Source organism: Streptomyces sp. NPDC006208, from assembly GCF_040613775.1.
GTDB lineage: Bacteria > Actinomycetota > Actinomycetes > Streptomycetales > Streptomycetaceae > Streptomyces.
Window position 1 is genome coordinate 1 of the sequence record NZ_JBEXSW010000052.1, and the last position, 16,548, is coordinate 16,548.

The 16,548-nt window shown below is 70.2% G+C and carries 9 protein-coding genes and 1 tRNA gene; 1 reads left to right on the forward strand and 9 read right to left on the reverse strand.

The window, feature by feature from the left end:
- Positions 1-585 precede the first annotated feature (585 nt).
- Positions 586-975 (forward strand): ATP-binding protein, encoded by a 390-nt coding sequence (locus ABZ208_RS32425; protein WP_356913058.1) that lies wholly within the window; start codon positions 586-588, stop codon positions 973-975.
- A gap of 346 nt (positions 976-1,321) precedes the next feature.
- Here ABZ208_RS32425 and ABZ208_RS32430 read toward each other — a convergent pair.
- From ABZ208_RS32430 to ABZ208_RS32470, 9 genes are all read right to left on the reverse strand, one after another.
- A tRNA-Thr gene (locus ABZ208_RS32430) sits at positions 1,322-1,395 on the reverse strand.
- 113 nt (positions 1,396-1,508) lie between these two features.
- Positions 1,509-3,056: an alpha/beta hydrolase gene (locus ABZ208_RS32435; RefSeq protein ID WP_356913025.1), complete on the reverse strand. Its 1,548-nt coding sequence runs from the start codon at positions 3,054-3,056 to the stop codon at positions 1,509-1,511.
- Between the two features lie 92 nt (positions 3,057-3,148).
- Positions 3,149-4,363, reverse strand: coding sequence for a DNA polymerase III subunit delta' (locus tag ABZ208_RS32440; protein WP_356913026.1), 1,215 nt, complete (start codon positions 4,361-4,363; stop codon positions 3,149-3,151).
- Between the two features lie 349 nt (positions 4,364-4,712).
- The gene (gene tmk / locus ABZ208_RS32445) at positions 4,713-7,772 is read right to left on the reverse strand and encodes a dTMP kinase (protein ID WP_356913027.1); all 3,060 of its coding nucleotides are present in this window, start codon (positions 7,770-7,772) and stop codon (positions 4,713-4,715) included.
- A 131-nt stretch (positions 7,773-7,903) separates the two neighbouring features.
- Complete coding sequence (topA, locus tag ABZ208_RS32450) at positions 7,904-10,747, reverse strand: type I DNA topoisomerase (RefSeq protein ID WP_356913028.1); 2,844 nt, start codon at positions 10,745-10,747, stop codon at positions 7,904-7,906.
- Between the two features lie 212 nt (positions 10,748-10,959).
- The gene (locus tag ABZ208_RS32455; RefSeq protein ID WP_356913029.1) at positions 10,960-11,157 is read right to left on the reverse strand and encodes a hypothetical protein; all 198 of its coding nucleotides are present in this window, start codon (positions 11,155-11,157) and stop codon (positions 10,960-10,962) included.
- A gap of 198 nt (positions 11,158-11,355) precedes the next feature.
- The gene (locus tag ABZ208_RS32460) at positions 11,356-12,855 is read right to left on the reverse strand and encodes a class I SAM-dependent methyltransferase (RefSeq protein WP_356913030.1); all 1,500 of its coding nucleotides are present in this window, start codon (positions 12,853-12,855) and stop codon (positions 11,356-11,358) included.
- 112 nt (positions 12,856-12,967) lie between these two features.
- Complete coding sequence (locus ABZ208_RS32465; RefSeq protein ID WP_356913031.1) at positions 12,968-13,639, reverse strand: small secreted protein; 672 nt, start codon at positions 13,637-13,639, stop codon at positions 12,968-12,970.
- Positions 13,640-13,827: 188 nt separating this feature from the next.
- Positions 13,828-16,233, reverse strand: a complete 2,406-nt coding sequence (locus ABZ208_RS32470) for a sodium-translocating pyrophosphatase (protein ID WP_356913032.1) — start codon at positions 16,231-16,233, stop codon at positions 13,828-13,830.
- Positions 16,234-16,548: the final 315 nt, after the last annotated feature.

The following is a 16,548-nucleotide window of genomic DNA, read 5'->3' on the forward strand; positions in this document are numbered from 1 at the left end:
CGAACTGCTCAGTGGCCTGCGACAGCGCCACTCTTCGGCAGCCAGCCCCGTCGCCCGTCCTGCGTCTGCTCTGGCTTAGAACCCCACTGCCGAACCTCCCGGTGCGCGCGCCCGCAGCCGACGCCTTCACCGAGGTGCTGCTCACTGACTTCACTGCTGGGTACTGCGAACTGCACTTACTGGTACTGCACTTGCGTTAACTGCGGTCTTGCTCACGGCGGCCCCTGATCACTGCGGGCCACCCGGTCCGGTCGTCAGTCCCGTCGCCGTCCTGCAACAACCCTGGCTTCGCAACTCCACCACCGCACCGTCCTGCGCACTGCAACTGCGTGTACTGCTGCCCGGCAGTTCGTCTCTGCCAGGCCCCGTTGATCTCGGCTACGAGAGAAACCATAACCACGCCACCGCCCAATGTCTACTCCGGCCAACATAGATTTCCGCGTGTTCGGCGGTGAGGCAATCGACCTCGAACAGCGACGAGAGCAGGCGCAAGGCCGTCACTGCCGACGGTTAACGGGCCGCCAGCCGGGGCACAAGCCCGGGCAGACTGGACCGGGCATTGACGACAGAGACCAGGGTGACCTGATAGACACGATGAGCGTCAACGTCGCAACCGTCCGCTCCGCGACATCCGTCGCCGGCGCACGCGAGAGCGCCCGGGATTTCCTCGAAGGTCTCGACCATCCGATCGCAGCCGAGGCTGCCGACACCGTGGTCCTGGTCGTCTCGGAGCTCGTCACCAACGCCCTGCGCCACGGCGGCGGCACCTGCACCCTGGACCTGACCGCGCACCCGGACAGCATCGAGGTGGCCGTGCACGACCCCAGTCCGCAGGCCCCGCGCATGCGCACCCCCGACCTGAACGGCGGCACCGGAGGCTTCGGCTGGCCCATGGTCAACCGCCTCGCCCGCGCCACCGCGGTGACCCGCCACACGGCCGGCGGCAAGACCGTAAGCGCCCTCCTCACCCGGTAGCGCCAAGGCGCCGCCGCCGCCGGCGTGACCGGTGGCCTCCCCAAGGCCAATCTCACCGACAACCGCTGTACCGGCCGTGACGGCTGCCTGTAGCGCCGGTTTCGAGGCTGCTACATCCGTCCGCCACAGCACCACGCATGCGCAGCCATGTTCACGGCTGGCCACACCCGGTGTCGGTAGCCCACTCGGCGTCAGGCTACCCTCGGCCCGTCCTCAACTAGCAAAAATCCAGACATAGAAGACTTATCAGAGAATCGCCGTTCCCAGGATGTTCCCATCTGGACACAGAAAAGGCCCTCCACGATCTCCGTGGAGGGCCCTTTAGGCCCTGACCTGGGCTTCCTTGAGCCGCCTTCGGGATTCGAACCCGAGACCTACGCATTACGAGTGCGTTGCTCTGGCCAACTGAGCTAAGGCGGCACGCTGCAGACAGAAGGTCCTCGCGAGGACACGCTCTCACCAGCAGCGGCGCCAAGTCTACAGGGTTCTTCCGGGTGCCCCGCACCACCTCCCCGGGGCACCCGATCAGGCCGTCAGCAGCGCTTGCCGTCCGCCGGGGGCTTGCCCTCCAGGAGGAATGTGTTGATCGCCGTGTCGATGCAGTCGCTGCCGCGGCCGTACGCCGTGTGGCCGTCGCCGTCGTACGTCAGCAGCGTCCCTGACGACAGTTGCTCCGCCAGGCTCTGCGCCCACTTGTACGGGGTGGCCGGGTCCCGGGTGGTGCCGACGACCACAATCGGATCGGCGCCCTTCGCCTCGATGCGGTGGGCCTTGCCGGTGGCCGGGACGGGCCAGTAGCCACAATTCAGGGAGGCCCAGGCGAAGCTCCGGCCGAACACCGGGGAAGCCTTCTCGAACTCCTTCACCGCGGACTGCACGCCGTCGGGGGCGGTGAAGGCCGGCGGGAGGTCCAGGCAGTTCACGGCCGCATTGGCGTACATCAGGTTCGCGTACGAGCCGTCGGATTCACGTTCGAAGTAGGTGTCGGCCATCGCGAGCAGCGGCGCACCGTCCCCCGCCTGGGCACTGTTCAGGGCCTCGCGCAGCTGCGGCCAGAGGGACTCGTCGTACATCGCCGTGAACACCCCCGTGGTGGCCAGCGACTCCCCGAGCACGCGGCCTCCGCCCGCCGGTACGGGCTTCTCGTCAAGCTTCTTGAAGAAGTCCTTGAGGCGGGTGGAGGCGTCCGCGACCGACTTGTTGCCCAGCGGACAGTCCGGCTGCTTGATGCAGTCGGCGGCGAAGGAGCGGAACGCGGTCTCGAAGCCGGCGGTCTGGTCGCGGTTCACCTCGCGCGCCGCGAGGGCCGGGTCCATCGCGCCGTCGAGGACGAGGCGGCCTGCCCGGTCCGGGAACAGCTCGGCGTAGGTCGCGCCGAGGAAGGTGCCGTACGAAGCCCCCACGTACGACAGCTTCTCGTCGCCCAGCACGGCACGCAGGACGTCCATGTCACGGGCGGCCTCGACGGTCGAGACATGGGGCAGAACCTTGCCGGAACGCTTCTTGCAGCCCGCAGCGAACTTCTTGTACGCCGCCGCCAGACGCTTCTGCTCGGCAGTGTCATCGGGGGTCTGGTCGGTCTGCGTGTAGGTGTCCATCTCCTTGCCGGTGAGGCATTCCACCGGTTCGCTGCGGGCGACACCGCGCGGGTCGATGGCCACCATGTCGTACTGGGCGCGGACCGGGGCGGGGTAGCCGATGCCCGCGTACGCCTGGAGATAGCCGATGGCAGAACCGCCGGGGCCGCCCGGGTTGACGAGGAGCGAGCCGAGGCGCTTGCCGGGGCCCGTGGCCTTCTTGCGGGCCACCGCCAGATCGATGGTCTCGCCCGTCGGGTCGGCGTAGTCCAGCGGAGCCTTCATCGTGGCGCACTCGAAGCCGGGGACACCGCACGCCCGCCACTTCAGCTTCTGCGTGTAGTACGGCTCGAGCGCGGGGGACGCGCCGGCAGGGGGAGCGGACGCTCCGGAGGATCCTCCGGAGACCTGGGGCGACGAGCTTTCTCCCGTGCAGCCGGAGGCGAGCAGGCCGACCGTGGCCAGCGTGATGGCAGTGGTGCGCAACAGGCGCCTGGTGTCCATCTCCCGGAGCGTAACGGCAGCGGGGCGCCAATGCCCATTTGTCATCGTACGGGTGATCCTGTCAATCGCCCGAGTGCCGTCGGCGCAGGCCGTCAGCCCGCGCGCAGCGCCATCGTCATGGCCTCGACCGCGAGCAGCTGCGCCACATTGCTCTCCAGCGCCTGCCGGCACTCGACCACGGCTTCTATCCGGCGCAGCGTGCTCTCCGGGGTGGAGGCGCGGGCGATGCGGTCGAGGGACTCCCGTACGTCATTGTTGGCGAGCTCGACGGTGGATCCCAGCTGGAGGGCCAGCACATCGCGGTAGAACCCGGTCAGGTCGCTGAGAGCAAGATCGAGGCTGTCCCGCTGCGTACGCGTCTTGCGACGCTTCTGCTTGTCCTCGAGTTCCTTCATCGCGCCGGCCGTCCCGCGCGGCATCCGCCCGCCGGCCGACGCCCCGAGCGCCGCCTTGAGGTCCTCGGTCTCCTTGACGTCGATCTCCTCCGCGACCTGGTTGGCGTCCTCGGCTGCGGCGTCGATCAGCTCCTGGGCGGCCTTGAGGCAGCCGCCGATGTCGTCGACGCGCAGCGGCATCTTCAGGACGGCGGCACGGCGGGCGCGGGCCCGCTCGTCGGTCGCAAGCCTGCGGGCACGGCCGATGTGCCCCTGGGTGGCACGGGCCACCGAGGCGGCGACGCCGGGCTCGATGCCGTCGCGCCGCATCAGCACATCGGCGACAGCGGCGACCGAGGGCGTACGCAGGGTGAGGTGGCGACAACGGGAACGGATGGTGGGCAGCACGTCCTCCAGGGACGGCGCGCACAGGAGCCAGACCGTGCGGGGCGCGGGCTCCTCGACCGCCTTCAGCAGGACGTTGCCCGCGCCTTCGGTGAGACGGTCCGCGTCCTCCATGATGATCACCTGCCAGCGGCCGCCGGCCGGCGAGAGCTGGGCCCGGCGCACGAGGTCACGGGTCTGTCCGACGCCGATGGAGAGCAGGTCCGTACGGATCACCTGGACGTCGGCGTGCGTGCCGACGAGGGTCGTGTGGCAGCTGTCGCAGAACCCGCAGCCGGGGACGCCGCCGAGGGCCCGGTCCGGGCTGGTGCACTGCAGCGCGGCGGCGAACGCACGAGCGGCGGTGGCGCGGCCGGAGCCGGGCGGCCCGGTGAACAGCCAGGCGTGCGTCATCTTCGACGCGGTGGCGGCGGACTCCGGGGTGCCGTCCTGGGCCTCCGCCGTGACGCGGGCATCGGCATCGCGCGCTGCGGCGGAGAGCTGCGCCTGGACACGCTCCTGGCCGACCATGTCGTCCCATACGGCCATGTGCCGTCACCGCCCTTCCGTACTGCGGTCTCCCATTGTGGGGGAGGGGACCGACAGTCCTGTGCCGGGCGGGCGGGTTCGGGGGCTTCTCTCCCACCCTGCCCCGGAACTCCTTTGGCGGGGAGGGGCGGGGCCCGCACTTCGCGATACGCCTGCTTCGCAGTGCAGGAGGAGTTCCCGGGCATGCCGTCGACAACGCACCGCCGCTACCGGGCATCCGAAGCGTCGACGGCCTGGACCCCGTCAGGACGTCCGGCCGCCCCGGGCGACAAGACACCAGCGGCCCCGCCCTGACGGCAGGGCGGGGCCGGGGAACAGCGACCGCGTTCAGCAGCGCCCCGCAGGGACGTCAGCGGCGGCGGCCCCTACGGTCGTCCTCGTCGCCGTCCGTGCGCGGTCCAAGGAGTTCGTCCGCCAGGGTGGGAAGGTCGTCCAGAGGGGTTTCCTCCGCCCAGTCCGAGCGGCGACGCGGGCGGCCGGTGTCCGGGGCGACCTGGGGGAGCTCGCGGGTGCTGTCGTTCGGGGGCTCGTCCCGGAAGATCCCCGGCGGAACCCGGTCCGCAGGGTTGTCGCCGGGCGCGGCGGCGTCCCGGACCGGCGGCAGGACCGCGGTCTCGTCGGCCGCGGCGGGTGCCCCGGAGTCCCGGACCGGCGGGAGCACGGTCGTCTCGGCCTCGTCCGGGACCTTGGGGAGCACCGTCGTCTCGGCGACACTCGGCGCCGGCACCTCCTGGGTCACCTCGTCCGGCGTGACGACCGGCGTCGGAACCGTGATCTCTGTTGCGGACGCGGGGGTCGCCGCAGACGCCGCCTCGGCGGCCCTGCGCGCCTCCTCCGCCCTCAGCAGCGCCTCCTCCGCCTTGCGCTGCTTCTCCAGGCGGCGCTCCTCCGCCTCGGCCCGCAGCCGGGCCTCCTCCTCCGCCTGCCTGCGGCGGCGGTCTTCTTCCTCACGGCGGGCCTTCTCCTCGGCCTCGCGCCAGCGGCGTTCCTCGTCGGCGCGCAGGCGCGCCTCCTCCGCCCGCCGCCTGGCCTCCTCCGCCTGCCGTTCGGCCTCGCGCTGCCGGGCCTCCTCCAGCTCGCGGCGCTTGCGCTCCTCCTCCTCGGCACGCAGCTTGGCCAGTTGCTCCTGGCGCTCGCGCTCCAGGCGCTCCTCCTCCGCCTTGCGCGCGGCCTCTTCCTCGGCCTTGCGGCGGGCCTCCTCCTCGGCGGCCTTGCGCGCCTCTTCCCGGGCCGTGATCTCGGCCTCGGACAGGGGCAGCAGCTGGTCGAGCCGGTGCCGTACGACGGTGGCGACCGCCTCCGGCTCCTGGCCGGCGTCGACGACCAGATAGCGGCCGGGGTCACCCGCGGCCAGCGTCAGGAACCCGGCGCGTACCCGCTGGTGGAACTCCACAGGCTCGGACTCGAGCCGGTCCGGCGCCTCGGTGAAGCGCTCGCGCGCGGTTTCGGGAGAGACGTCGAGCAGCACGGTCAGGTTCGGTACGAGTCCGTCCGTCGCCCACCGCGAGATACGGGCGATCTCGGTCGGTGACAGATCACGGCCCGCACCCTGGTAGGCGACCGAGGAGTCGATGTAACGGTCGGAGATGACGATCGCGCCGCGCTCCAGGGCCGGGCGGACCAGCGAGTCGACGTGCTCGGCGCGGTCGGCGGCGTACAGCAGCGCCTCGGCGCGGTTGGACAGTCCGGCGGACGAGACGTCGAGCAGGATCGAGCGCAGCCGCTTGCCGACCGGCGTCGCGCCCGGCTCGCGGGTGACGACCACCTCGTGGCCCTTGGCGCGGATCCACTCGGCGAGCAGTTCGACCTGGGTGGACTTGCCGGCGCCGTCGCCGCCTTCGAGGGCGATGAAGAAACCGTTCGTCGCGGGCGCCTGCTCCGGGTCGGCGCCGCGCCGCAGGGCGTCGCCGAGGTCGCGGCGCAGCGGCACACCCGCCCGGTCGTCCGTCTTCGCGAGGACGATCACCGCGACGGGCAGCAGCAGCGCGCCGACGAGCATCAGCGTGAACGCGGCGCCGCCGTGGGCGAAGACGAAGTCGCCGGAGGCCAGCCGGTGCGGTCCGATCGCCGCGGACAGCAGCGGTGCGGCGAGGGCGGCGAGCGCGATGGCCACGCGTACGACCGCCTGGAGGTGGTCGGTGATCCGAGGTCGCCGGAAGTCCTCGGTCTCCTGGTCGATGAGGATGTGCCCGGTGTTCGCGGCGACCCCGGCGCTGAGACCCGCGAGCGCCGCGAGGAACAGGACGGTGGCGGTGTCCGGCACCAGCCCCATCGCCAGCAGCGCGATACCGGTGACGGCAACGGCGAGAGGGAGCAGCCGGCGCCGGGAGAGCGTCGGCAGCACGGACCTGCCGCTGCGGATACCGAGCCCGGTGCCGCCGATCAGCGCGAGGATCAGCAGGGCGAAGGCCGCGGGGCCGGCGCCGAGGTCCACGACATGGAGCACCGCGACCGCGGCGGCGGACGCGATCGCGCCGGTGACGGCGGCGCAGGCGATGACGAACAGAGGTATGGCGCCGGTGCGCCCCTTGTCCAGGCCGTTCCCGGTGGCGGGCCGGCGCAGCCCTTCGAGCGGCGAACGCGGCCGGGGCGTCTGTCCGCCCGGCAGCTCCAGGAAGTACAGCGTCGACACGGACGCGGCGAACAGACCGGCCGCGAGATACGACCCGAGGGCCGCCTGATGCACCGAGAACCACGCGATGCCCGAGCCGAGCGCTTCACCGACCAGGGTGGCGACCAGCAGCGCCACGGCGGCGACCGGGATCACGGCGAAGCTGGTGCGCAGCCACAGCCGGCGCAGCGCGCCGAGGTGGTCCGGGAGCGGCCGTACCGCAGCGCCCTCCGGCGGCGGCGCGGGCAGCAGCGCCGGGGCCGCGCCTTCGCGGGCCACGGTCCAAAAACGCTCGGCGACGCCCGTGACGAAGACGGTGACCAGCAGCATCGCCAGCGCCTTGTCGGGCATCCAGTCGATCCACAGGGGCGCGACGACGAGAAGGACCAGCCGCACACCGTCCGCGCCGATCATGGTCCAGCGCCGGTCGAGCGGCCCGTTCGGTGCCGTCAGCGTGGTCATCGGGCCGAGCAGTACGGCTCCGAACAACAGCGTCGCCAGCACCCGTGCGCCGAAGACGGCCGCCACGGCGAACGCCGCCCCACGGTAGCCGTCGCCGAACGAGCCCGCCGCCACCGCCGCCTGGAGCGACAGCAGCAGGAGCACAAGCACGGCGAGTGCGTCGCCGACACCGCCGACCGCCTGGGCGTTCCACAACCGCCTCAGCGGCGGGTGGCGCAGCAGGGCGCGAACGGCACGTTCACGTGAGTCTGCGGCAAGGGCATCGGAGTCTGAAGCAGTCTCTGAAGCGGTACCCATGACCGCCTGCTGCTCGGCTGGCTGCTCGGCTCGCGTCATCCGCCCAGCCTATCCGGAGCCGCTCGCTCCCCGGAGGCCTGTCCGAACATACGGGCGCCGCCCGCGGGCGCTTTGGGCAAAGAGCGGGAAACATCCCCTCTCCCGGGCATCCGCGGGCAGACCGGCGTGCCCTACTCCTCCGTCGACGCCTTCGCGGACGCGGCCGTCTTCTTGGCAGCGGCGGCCGTGGTCTTCGCGGACGCCGTCTTGGCCGTGGTCGTCTTCTTCGCAGCCGTCTTCTTGGCCGTGGTGGTCTTCTTCGCAGCGGTCTTCTTGGCCGCCGTCTTCTTCGCCGGAGCCTTCTTCGCCGTCTTCTTGGCGGGCCCCTTGGCGCGCTTCTCGGCCAGCAGCTCGTAACCGCGCTCCGGCGTGATGTCCTCGACGCTGTCGCCGGTCCGCAGGGTCGCGTTCGTCTCGCCGTCGGTGACGTACGGGCCGAAGCGGCCGTCCTTGACGACCACAGGGCGCTCGCTGACCGGGTCGGTGCCCAGCTCCTTCAGCGGCGGCTTGGCGGCTGCCCGGCCCCGCTGCTTCGGCTGCGCGTAGATCGCCAGGGCCTCGTCCAGCGTGATGGTGAAGAGCTGGTCCTCGGTCTCCAGCGAGCGCGAGTCCGTGCCCTTCTTCAGATACGGGCCGTAGCGGCCGTTCTGCGCGGTGATCTCGACGCCTTCCGCGTCGGTGCCGACCACCCGCGGCAGGGACATCAGCTTCAGCGCGTCCTGGAGCGTGACCGTGTCCGGCGTCATGTTCTTGAAGAGCGAGGCGGTGCGCGGCTTGACCGCGTTCTTGCCGGTCTTCGGGGTGCCCTCGGGCAGGATCTCCGTGACGTACGGGCCGTAGCGCCCGTCCTTCGCAACGATCTGGTTGCCGCTGACCGGGTCGGTGCCCAGCTCGAAGTCGCCGCTCGGCTTGGCCAGCAGCTCTTCCGCGAACTCCACGGTGAGCTCGTCCGGCGCCAGGTCGGCGGGGACGTCTGCGCGCTGGTGGCCTTCCGCGTCCTTCTCGCCGCGCTCGATGTACGGGCCGTAGCGGCCGACACGCAGCACGATCCCGCTGCCCACCGGGAAGCTGGAGATCTCCCGGGCGTCGATCGCGCCGAGGTCGGTCACCAGCTCCTTGAGGCCGCCGAGGTGGTCGCCGTCACCGTTGCCCGCCTCGGAGGCGGCACCGGCCGCGTCACCCTCGCCGAAGTAGAAGCGCTTCAGCCACGGCACGGCCTGCGCCTCACCGCGGGCGATGCGGTCGAGGTCGTCCTCCATCTTGGCGGTGAAGCTGTAGTCGACCAGCCGGCCGAAGTGCTTCTCCAGCAGGTTGACCACGGCGAAGGACAGGAAGGACGGGACGAGTGCCGTGCCCTTCTTGAAGACATAGCCGCGGTCGAGGATGGTGCCGATGATCGAGGCGTAGGTCGACGGGCGGCCGATCTCGCGCTCTTCCAGCTCCTTGACCAGCGAGGCCTCGGTGTAGCGGGCGGGCGGCTTGGTGGCGTGCCCGTCGGCGGAGATCTCCTCGGCGGACAGCGCGTCGCCCTCGGTGACCTGCGGCAGGCGCCGCTCGCGGTCGTCGAGCTCGGCGTTGGGGTCGTCGGCGCCTTCGACGTAGGCCTTCATGAAGCCGTGGAAGGTGATCGTCTTGCCGGACGCGGTGAACTCGGCGTCGCGGCCGTCGGTCGCCCGGCCACCGATGCGGACGGTGACGCTGTTGCCGACCGCGTCCTTCATCTGGGAGGCGACGGTCCGCTTCCAGATCAGCTCGTACAGCCTGAACTGGTCGCCGGTCAGGCCGGTCTCGGCGGGCGTGCGGAAACGATCACCCGAGGGGCGGATCGCCTCGTGCGCCTCCTGCGCGTTCTTGACCTTGCCGGCGTAGACACGGGGCTTCTCGGGCAGATAGTCGGCTCCGTACAGCTGGGTCACCTGCGCCCGCGCCGCCGAGACGGCGGTGCCGGAGAGCGTCGTGGAGTCCGTACGCATATAGGTGATGAAGCCGTTCTCGTACAGCTTCTGCGCGACCTGCATGGTGGCCTTGGCCCCGAAGCCGAGCTTCCGGGAAGCCTCCTGCTGCAGCGTCGTCGTACGGAAGGGGGCGTACGGAGAACGGCGGTACGGCTTGGACTCGACCGAGCGCACGGCGAACGACGCATCGGCGAGCGCGGCGGCCAGGGAGCGGGCGTTCGCCTCGTCGAGGTGGAGCACCTGGCCGGACTTGAGCCGGCCGTCCGGGCCGAAGTCGCGGCCCTGGGCGACGCGCTGCCCGTCGACCGTGTTCAGGCGGGCGGTGAGGGTGGAGGGGTCGGACACGTCGCCGGCCCGGCCGGTCGCGAAGGTGCCGGTCAGGTCCCAGTACTCGGCGGAGCGGAAGGCGATGCGCTCGCGCTCACGCTCGACGACGAGCCGGGTCGCCACGGACTGGACACGCCCGGCGGACAGCCGCGGCATGACCTTCTTCCACAGGACGGGCGAGACCTCGTAGCCGTAGAGACGGTCGAGGATTCGGCGGGTCTCCTGGGCGTCCACCATGCGCTGGTTGAGCTCGCGCGGGTTGGCGACAGCCTCGCGGATCGCGTCCTTGGTGATCTCGTGGAAGACCATGCGGTGGACGGGCACCTTGGGCTTGAGAACCTCGAGGAGGTGCCACGCGATGGCCTCACCCTCGCGGTCCTCATCGGTGGCGAGGTAGAGCTCGTCGGATTCGGCGAGCTGCTCCTTGAGCTTCCTGACCTGCGCCTTCTTGTCGGCGTTGACGACATAGATGGGCTGGAAGTCGCGCTCGACGTCGACGCCGAGGCGGCGCACCTCACCGGTGTACTTCTCCGGCACCTCGGCGGCGCCGTTCGGCAGGTCGCGGATGTGCCCGACGCTCGCCTCGACGACATAGCCGGGGCCGAGATAGCCCTTGATCGTCTTCGCCTTGGCAGGCGACTCGACGATCACGAGTCGGCGGCCGCCCTGTGCGGTCTCGCTGGTCGGGGACAACTTCGCTCTTCTCTCCGGTCGACGCTGGTGGGCGCTCACGGCAGTACGGCACGGCGTACGGCGCTGCTGTGGCGCTGCTGTCGCTGCGGAGTGTGACGGTACAACCCGCCCCCGTGTCAAACGGCAAAAGCCCGCAACGGCCACTCGAACGGTAACCCGAGTCAAGCCATTCCTGCCGCCCGGACCGGCACGTCGCCTCCCTGGCGCCCACGTCAGAGGCGGCCGAAGCACCACACCCCGAGAGCAAGGAAGAGCGCTCCGAACAGAGCCGCGAAGGCGACGGCGGTGGCAGGACTCACTCCGTGCGCGACCGGCGCGCGGTGCTTCAGGCGCGCACCCGTCCACAGCAGCAGCCCGGCTCCGAACAGCGTGAATGCTGTCCCGGCGAAGATCGCTGGCCCGCTCTCCATGCCCGTACCGGTCCTTCCCTGGTGCCGACGGTCCGCCCGGAGTGAGGCTGGCACCTCCGCGCGTCATCGGCGCGAATTCGGGGTGAACGCCCTGCGGGTTCACCCACCCGGTCGCAGGCGGTGACCACTACCGGGCGTTCAGTCACCGGGAAGCAGACGGGCGAAGCGGCCAGAAACCGAACATTGGCCGGAATCCCCTCATGGAGCGGCCGGTTCCAGGAACCCCTCCTCCACCAACAGTCGTAGCGCCTGCGGCGTACGGTCACGCAGCAGCACCGGATCCTCGTCGATCAACTGGGCGATCGCGTCGAGAATCCGCCCGGCGGTCAGCGTCCCGTCGCACACCCCCGCGAACCCGGCCGCGACCGTGTCGACCTTGGTGGCGCGGCGCATACCGCGGTTCTGCCGCAGGACCACATGCTCGGGGTCCTCCGCGCCCGGCAGCCCGACCTGCTCCTGAACGACCTCCGGGGCGAGCCGGAAGCGCCCGGCGAGCAGGTCCGCGTCGTCATGCGTGCGCAGATAGTCCTGCCGGTCGAAGTGCGCGCGCACGCTCGGCCCGAGCGGCTGCTCGACGGGATGCGGCCACTCTTCGGCGACGATCGACGGGTGATCGGAGCCTGACTTGCGCAGCGTGATCCACCCGAAGCCGACCGCCTTGGTCTCGCGCCGCTCGAACTCGTCCAGCCATGCGTCGTACCGCGCCGCGTACTGCGCGGGGTCGGCGCGGTGGTCCCCGCTGTCGCGCAGCCACAGCTCGGCGTACTGCGTCACGTCCTGCACCTCGCGCTGCACGATCCATGCGTCACAGCCACGCGGCACCCACGAGCGCAGCCGCTCCTGCCAGTCCTCCCCCGCCATGTGCTGCCAGTTGGCCAGGAACTGCGCATACCCACCGTCGTTCAGCCTCGCGCCTGCCTGCTGAACCAGCGTGCGGCACAGATCGTCCCCGCCCATCCCGCCGTCCCGGTAGGTCAGCCGGGCACCGGGAGAGATCACGAAGGGCGGGTTCGACACGATCAGGTCGTACGTGTCGTCCCCGACCGGCTCGAAGAGCGAGCCCTCGCGCAGATCGGCCGGCTGCGCGCCGGAGAGCGCGAGCGTGAGCCGGGTGAAGTCCAGCGCGCGCGGGTTGAGATCGGTGGCCGTCACCCGCGTCGCATGCTGAGTGGCATGGAGCGCCTGGATGCCGGAACCGGTGCCCAGGTCGAGCGCGGCGGTCACGGGCGTACGCACGGTGATGCCGGCGAGCGTGGTGGAGGCACCGCCGACCCCGAGGACGACCCCTTCTCCCTGACCGCTCGCGCCGCCCGCGCCACCGACCGCGCAGCCGAGGTCGGACACGATGAACCAGTCCTGGCCTTCCGGGCCGCCGTACGGCCGGACGTCCACGGTGGCCCGGATCTCGTCACCGTCCCGCACCGTCCAGCCTTCGGCGAGACACACCTCCAGCGGCAGCGCCGCCCGCGCGCGCTCGTACGGAACGGGGCGCTGGAGGAGAAACAGCCGTACGAGCGTCTCCACGGCGCTGTCTCCGCGGGTGGCGCGCAGGGCGGGCACGGTCTCGCTGCGGGCCAGCGCGGCATAGGCGGGAGCGCCGAGCAGATCGAGCAGCCCGTCGGCGGTGAATGCGGCGGCGAGCAGAGCTTCGCGGAGTTGGGGCGAGTGGTCGGGCGCGGGAAGTCTGGTCGTACTCACCCGCCCATTGTGGCCGCAGCCACTGACGAACGCCGCACGGCCCGGGCCCGGCACTCAGGCCCGGGCCCGGGCCGTGCGGTCTGCTCGTGGTGTGCGCCTGCCGGTGCGCTGGTTACGACTTGGCGGACGCCTTGGGTGACGCCTTCGCGGAAGCCTTCCCGGACCGGGATGCCGAGGGGGACGGGGCGGCCTCGGTCTTGCCCGGCGACGGGGCGGAGGAGGCGCCCGCTGCGGGGCTGGACGTCTTGACGCTCTTGCAGCCCGGCTGTTGTGCCACGGCCTGGCCGACCTCGCTCTTCGTCAGCTTGTCCAGCGCGGCGGTGTCCATGCGGCCGATCCTCTTCAGACCGTCCGCGACCTCCGCCAGACCGTCGGCGAACTTCTGCTGGTCCTTGGCGTCGAGGGCGTCGACCTTCTTCTTCAGCTCGAGATACGCCTTGGCCGCCGCGTCGAACTCCTTGGCCACGTCCTGCTGGAGCTGCTCACCGTTCTCGATCGGAGGCGCGCCTGCGTCCCTGGCCGCCGCCGCGAGCGCCTTGCCCACTTGGGCGAAGTCCTGGAATGCCTTGGAGTCGGCGGCCTGGATGTCGGCCGGCTTGCCGTCGGCGGCCGTCGCGGCGATGGACTGCTGGGCCGCGGCCCTCTTCTGGAACTGCGGCTGGGCCTGGTCGCAGAACGTCTTGGCCCAGGCATCCACCTTGTTGTCGCCGTCGCCCGTGCAGCCGGACAGCGCCAGTACCAGTACCGCACCGCCGGACAGTGCGGCTGCAAGCTTCTTGTTCACCGGATCGGTCCCTTCCAAGGCTCTCGGCCCCGGAAGATACACGCCAAGCGGGCGACAGCCGTATGCAGTACGTCCGGTGCATGGGCTATTGAAGCCATTTGCACCAAGGGAGACAAGCCTCACCCGAACGGGTGAGCGGGCAGGCAGACGCGTCGATCCGCGCTGCCCGCCCGCCCTTTGAACCGACGTCAGGAAACCACCGCAGGATCCGGCGACTTGGCGTTCCGCTCCGCGGAGTTGCCTTCGTCACCCACTGCGATACCGCGCCGCTTGGAGATGTACACGGAGCCGACGATGATCAGGATCGCAGCAACCGCGACCACCGCCCGTACGCCCGCGCTGGCGTCGTCCCCGTAGCTGAACTGGACGACCGCGGGGGCGATCAGCAGCGCCACGAGGTTCATCACCTTCAGCAGAGGGTTGATGGCAGGACCCGCGGTGTCCTTGAACGGGTCACCCACCGTGTCACCGATGACCGTCGCGGCGTGCGCCTCGCTTCCCTTGCCGCCGTGGTGACCGTCCTCGACCAGCTTCTTGGCGTTGTCCCACGCGCCACCGGAGTTGGCGAGGAAGACGGCCATGAGTGTGCCGGTGCCGATCGCGCCGGCGAGGAACGAGCCGAGCGCCCCGACACCGAGCGAGAAGCCGATCGCGATCGGGGTCAGTACGGCGAGCAGACCGGGTGTGGTCAGTTCGCGCAGGGCGTCCTTGGTGCAGATGTCGACGACGCGCCCGTACTCCGGCTTCTCGGTGTAGTCCATGATCCCGGGGTGCTCGCGGAACTGCCGCCGCACCTCGTAGACCACCGCGCCCGCGGAGCGGGACACCGCGTTGATGGCGAGCCCGGAGAAGAGGAAGACGACCGCGGCGCCGAGGATCAGTCCCACCAGGTTGTTGGGCTGGGAGATGTCCATCACCAGGTTCATCGGTGCGCCGTCGCCGACCTTCTCGCCGACTTCCCGGGCCGCGGTCGCGATGGCGTCGCGGTACGAGCCGAAGAGAGCCGCGGCCGCGAGAACGGCGGTGGCGATGGCGATGCCCTTGGTGATGGCCTTGGTGGTGTTGCCGACCGCGTCCAGGTCGGTGAGGACCTGGGCGCCGGCACCCGTGACGTCGCCGGACATCTCCGCGATGCCCTGGGCGTTGTCGGAGACCGGGCCGAAGGTGTCCATGGCGACGATGACACCGACAGTGGTGAGCAGGCCGGTACCGGCCAGCGCCACCGCGAAGAGCGCCAGAATGATCGACGTACCGCCGAGCAGGAACGCGCCGTAGACAGCGAGACCGATCAACAGCGCGGTGTAGACGGCGGATTCGAGGCCGATGGAGATACCTGCGAGCACGACGGTCGCGGGTCCGGTCAGCGAGGATTTGCCGATGTCGCGGACAGGACGCCGGTTGGTCTCGGTGAAGTACCCGGTCAGCTGCTGGATCAGCGCGGCCAGCACGATGCCGATGGCGACGGCGACAAGCGCGAGAATGCGCGGGTCTCCGTCGTGTGCCCGGACCGCGGCATCGGAGACACCGTCCAACTCGGCGTACGAGGACGGCAGATACATGAACGCGGCGAGCGCGACCAGGGCGAGCGAGATCGCCGCGGAGATGAAGAATCCGCGGTTGATGGCCGTCATTCCGCTGCGGTCGGCGCGCCGCGGGGCGACCGCGAAGATACCGATCATCGCGGTGACCACGCCGATCGCCGGGACGATCAGCGGGAAGGCGAGTCCGGCATCACCGAAGGCCGCCGTGCCGAGGATGAGCGCCGCGACCAGGGTCACGGCGTACGACTCGAAGAGGTCGGCGGCCATACCCGCGCAGTCACCCACGTTGTCGCCGACGTTGTCGGCGATGGTCGCGGCGTTGCGCGGGTCGTCCTCGGGGATGCCCTGTTCCACCTTTCCGACGAGGTCGGCGCCGACGTCGGCCGCCTTGGTGAAGATGCCGCCGCCGACACGCATGAACATGGCAATAAGCGCGGCGCCGAGGCCGAAGCCCTCGAGCACCTTGGGGGCGTCGGCCGCGTAGACAAGAACCACACAGGAGGCACCGAGCAGGCCGAGGCCCACCGTGAACATGCCGACCACGCCTCCCGTTCGGAAAGCGATCTTCATGGCCTTGTGTGCGACGGCCGTCAGATCCTTTTCCGGCTCTCCCTCCGCCGGTGTCGCTTCACGCGCGGCCGCGGCCACACGCACATTGCTTCTTACGGCAAGACGCATGCCGATGTATCCGGTGGCCGCCGAGAAGAGAGCGCCCACCAGGAAGAACACCGAACGTCCTGCCCGCTGCGACCAGTTGTCGGCCGGAAGCAGCAACAGCAGGAAGAACACCACGACGGCGAAGACGCCGAGCGTGCGCAACTGCCGTGCCAGATAGGCATTCGCGCCTTCCTGGACCGCCGCCGCGATCTTCTTCATGGAATCCGTGCCCTCGCCGGCGGCCAGCACCTGGCGCACCAGCAGCTGGGCGACGACCAGCGCCGCCAGCGCGACGGCCGCGATGACAAACACGATCAAACGGTTGTCGTCCGTGAGTACCGCGGCAGCGAGAGAAGTGGGGTGATCGATCAGCTCTGGGTTGAAGAGCCCCGCCATTCGTCCTCCTTGACGTTCAGAGCTCAAGATGTGGACGGATTGTAGGGAGCGGAACCTGATCAAAACAGGGCGCGGTAAATGTAATTGACCTTGACTTGCTACTCAGCAAATGATCGCGCCTCGAAACTCCCCCCGAAAGCGGTAATGGGGCAAAAGCATTGACGCTTGATCGACGATCTAGGAAATGCGACAGAGGTCCTGCTCAGCGACCCGCCGACCGCTGCGGAATGACTGAATAATCAAAAGATCAATAGGCCGGTCGGGCGACAACGGAACACCGGGCCCCCGATCGGCCGGATGGGTGAGGCCACGGCC